Origin of the sequence: Xenorhabdus thuongxuanensis (assembly GCF_001908095.1) — a bacterium.
In the GTDB taxonomy this organism is placed as follows: domain Bacteria; phylum Pseudomonadota; class Gammaproteobacteria; order Enterobacterales; family Enterobacteriaceae; genus Xenorhabdus; species Xenorhabdus thuongxuanensis.
On record NZ_MKGR01000060.1, the window covers coordinates 1 to 3,051 of the forward strand.

The 3,051-nt window shown below is 43.2% G+C and carries 5 protein-coding genes and 1 pseudogene; 2 read left to right on the forward strand and 4 right to left on the reverse strand.

The window, feature by feature from the left end:
- Positions 1–28: 28 nt before the first annotated feature.
- Positions 29–1,126, reverse strand: a complete 1,098-nt coding sequence (locus Xentx_RS17825; protein WP_074021835.1) for an ISAs1 family transposase — start codon at positions 1,124–1,126, stop codon at positions 29–31.
- Positions 1,127–1,322: 196 nt separating this feature from the next.
- On the opposite strand from Xentx_RS17825, the gene Xentx_RS19275 reads away from it, so the two are divergent.
- On the forward strand, positions 1,323–1,493 hold the full coding sequence (locus Xentx_RS19275; RefSeq protein ID WP_167366786.1) for a hypothetical protein: 171 nt from the start codon (positions 1,323–1,325) through the stop codon (positions 1,491–1,493).
- A 37-nt stretch (positions 1,494–1,530) separates the two neighbouring features.
- Here the strand turns inward: Xentx_RS19275 and Xentx_RS17830 are convergent, their stop codons facing one another.
- Together Xentx_RS17830 and Xentx_RS17835 are read right to left on the reverse strand one after the other, a co-directional pair.
- Positions 1,531–1,830: a helix-turn-helix domain-containing protein gene (locus Xentx_RS17830; protein ID WP_074021836.1), complete on the reverse strand. Its 300-nt coding sequence runs from the start codon at positions 1,828–1,830 to the stop codon at positions 1,531–1,533.
- 1 nt (position 1,831) lies between these two features.
- Positions 1,832–2,182 carry a type II toxin-antitoxin system RelE/ParE family toxin gene (locus tag Xentx_RS17835; RefSeq protein ID WP_074021837.1) on the reverse strand — a complete coding sequence of 117 codons (351 nt, stop codon included), beginning with the start codon at positions 2,180–2,182 and terminating at the stop codon, positions 1,832–1,834.
- Positions 2,183–2,366: 184 nt separating this feature from the next.
- Here Xentx_RS17835 and Xentx_RS17840 point away from each other — a divergent pair, with 184 nt between their 5' ends.
- Positions 2,367–2,624 (forward strand): hypothetical protein, encoded by a 258-nt coding sequence (locus tag Xentx_RS17840; protein WP_208607605.1) that lies wholly within the window; start codon positions 2,367–2,369, stop codon positions 2,622–2,624.
- Here the strand turns inward: Xentx_RS17840 and Xentx_RS17845 are convergent.
- A pseudogene (locus Xentx_RS17845) lies at positions 2,621–2,962 on the reverse strand (ISAs1 family transposase); the annotation flags it as partial. The gene Xentx_RS17840 and the pseudogene Xentx_RS17845 overlap by 4 nt on opposite strands.
- Positions 2,963–3,051 lie beyond the last annotated feature (89 nt).

Sequence of the window (3,051 nt, forward strand, 5' to 3'; positions counted from 1 at the left end):
CAGGGCGCGAGCATACTTTGATTGATATCTATCCAAAGAACACTTGTGCACGATAATCATCGCTCCAGCCGGCTTTTTTGAGTTTATTTCGTTGGCTGGGAGCACCACAGTCACATTGTTTGACCATATTCAATACGATACGCCGGAATAACGCTAAATTTTCAATGGCTCCGTCCAGAATAATCCGTGAATCATCCTCTTTAAAAACCACATCAAGGATATAATGCTGGCTATTCTCAATCCGCCAATGCTGGCGAATGTAGTGCCCTAATGACTTGTGCCGGGGAGACAGTGAGCTGATATAGTAGGACGTATCTACCGTGCCTTTACCGTTTTCTGACCGGTGCCGTTCAACCGCAATGATACTGCGAATGGTTGGCCATGTTTCTGCCATTTCCGGGGAAAAGCGAGGTTTGAGCTGGAAAACATAGCGCTCTTCCCTACGTCCATGTGCTTCTTGCTTAACTTCGGTGACAATCTGTTCTTTGCCTGCATCAAACACCGATTGAAATTGTGACTGGACAGCTGCCCATAACTTAGGCTGATTTTTCTTTACCTGGACAACCACATGCGCTTTCTTTTCCCTGATTTTTTCCAGTGTTTCACGCTGACAATGCAGGGCATCAAGCGTCACAATACTGCCTTTGAGATTCAGGATATCCAGCATTTGACGAACAACATGGATTTCCCCGTTTTTCGGGGTTGTGGCTTTCTGGCTCAACACTAATCCCCGTTCGGTGTCATAGGCAGTGACCAGCTGGACAGCATTTTTCTTTTCGTTCCGGTAGGCCCGTCTCAGGACTTTTCCGTCAAAGGCGATGACAGGTTTACCGCCCAGCTCACGCTGTTCATTAACCCAGTTCAGTAAAGCTTCCAGTAAAGAATCCGGCTCGATAGCCCGCAGTATTCTCGCAATGGTATGTCGGCGGGGGATCCCATAGGGAAAGGCACGGTATTCCCTTAACCACTTAATTTTGGCTTGCCCATAAGTCTCAATGTCTTGCCAGCCTTCAGCTCCCGCCATAATGGCACTGACCACGAGGAAAATAATATCAACCAGATCGTATTGACGATTAATATCAGAGCGGGTTTCTTTCACAACGGATAAGTGTTCAATTAGAGTCATAGGTCAGCAATAAGAAGGAAAATAAGTCTCATTAGATCATGTCATTTGCCTTCATTCAAGAGATGCTAAAAAAGTATGCTCGCACCCTGCACCTAACCCGACAGGACTAGCGGCAAAGGTTTTGATGGTCATTCAGGATAATCCCAAATTTTTTACGGCATTAGCATCTCAACATCAATAATTCATGTGGGAAATTATGACTAATTCAGCTATTTGCGACGAATGTATTGGGGCAGGTGAATTTGAACAAATCTGCGTGCCGTGTCATGGTACTGGAGTGGATTTAACAGATGAATCGGCCTGTGGTGTCTGTCATGGTGATCGGGTGGCGGTACAGGAATGCCCTAAATGTTTGGGGAGTGGTTAGATTATTGAAGAATAGTGGGACCGCGGTCCCACTCATTTTAAATAGAAAAATCCATTGATTTACCGCCGGGTAGTTTCACACCTAGTGTCATTGTGCCACCCATAGATTCAATGTATTTTTTCAATGTAGATATTTTTAATTCATTTCCACGTTGTTCAATAGCGGCAACTGATGATTGTGCAATCCCTAAGTTTTTCGCCACTTGAGTTTGTGACAGTTCTAGTTCTGCACGAATTTGGTACAGTTGTGTTTCAAGCAGTAATTCTGCTGTTTTTTCTTTAATTCTGGCCCTACTTTCAGGGCTTCGTTTTGCCATCAGTTCTGTTAAAGTGGCCATCTTATCTCTCCAAATTTTCTAGATGAATTTTAAATTTTTCATCAGCAGTATTAATCATTTCTGCATAGAATAATTTTTGTTTTTTTCCTATTTTATTACCAGCACACAGCACAATTGCGTTACGGTTTGGATCAAATGCAAAAAAAGCTCGAATAGGATCACCATGATGTTGAATTCTCAATTCTTTCATATTTGGATATCGCGAGCCATTTAAGGTGTCTACGAGCGGGCGTCCCAGCATTGGCTCTTTAATACTGAGTATATGCATGGCGGCCAAAACATCTTCCTGTAACTCATCAGATTGTTCATCAAACCATTGGTCAAATAATTCAGTTGTTATCACGTTCCACACGTGCCGCCCTCTATTTATTACGATTTCAACACTGATTATAAATTACAGTCTATAAATAATAATAGACTATAGTCTATAAAACTCAAGTTATTTTTTAGTCAAAATACGCTCGCCACGCGTGAACCATCGCATCTTTGATATTTTCAGCGTGACCAACACAGGGCTGAGAATGGGAATTGAGATCATGAAAAAATTCCCGTCAGTACGCTGTACCCGACCAATTTTCCCAACCATCGAAGATAGCCAGTCGGATTTTAACGATCTGTATGTCAATTTTGGACAGAATGAAACCAGCCGCCAATTACGTGCGAATGAAAACAGATTTCGAATTTCTGACAATTCACTGGATGCAGAATTGGGATTGTTATCCGTCGTTGAAACCAAAAATCAGAAAAAATTCCGACAACAATTAAACAAATGTATCGATGCAGGCATGACATAAGCCCGTCGCAGGACTTTTCCGTCAAAGGCGACAAGCGGTTTACCGCCCAGCTCACGCTGTTCATTGACCCAGTTCAGTAACGCTTTCAGTAAAGAATCCAGTTCGATAGCACGCAGTATTCGCGCAATCGTATGCCGACAGGGTATTCGATGGAGAAAGTCGCGGTATTCTCTCAGCCACTTAATTTTAGCCCGGCCATAAGTCTCAATATCTTGCCAGCCCTCGGCCCCCGCCATAATGGCACTGACCACGAGGAAAATAACATCAACCAGATCATACTGACGATTGATATCAGAGCGGGTTTCTTTCACGACGGATAAATGTTCAATCAGGGTCATAAGCGAGCAAGGAAAAGGAAAATAAAGCCAATTAGATCATGTCTCTCGTATCCATTCAATCGACTTTTAAAAAGTATGCTCGCGCCCTG

Bases quoted from the DNA above. Each gene is read 5' to 3' on its own strand.
- Xentx_RS17840 (WP_208607605.1), top strand. From the start codon at position 2,367: ATGAAAAAATTCCCGTCAGTACGCTGTACCCGACCAATTTTCCCAACC.
- Xentx_RS17825 (WP_074021835.1), bottom strand. From the start codon at position 1,126: ATGACTCTAATTGAACACTTATCCGTTGTGAAAGAAACCCGCTCTGAT.
- Xentx_RS19275 (WP_167366786.1), top strand. From the start codon at position 1,323: ATGACTAATTCAGCTATTTGCGACGAATGTATTGGGGCAGGTGAATTT.
- Xentx_RS17830 (WP_074021836.1), bottom strand. From the start codon at position 1,830: ATGGCCACTTTAACAGAACTGATGGCAAAACGAAGCCCTGAAAGTAGG.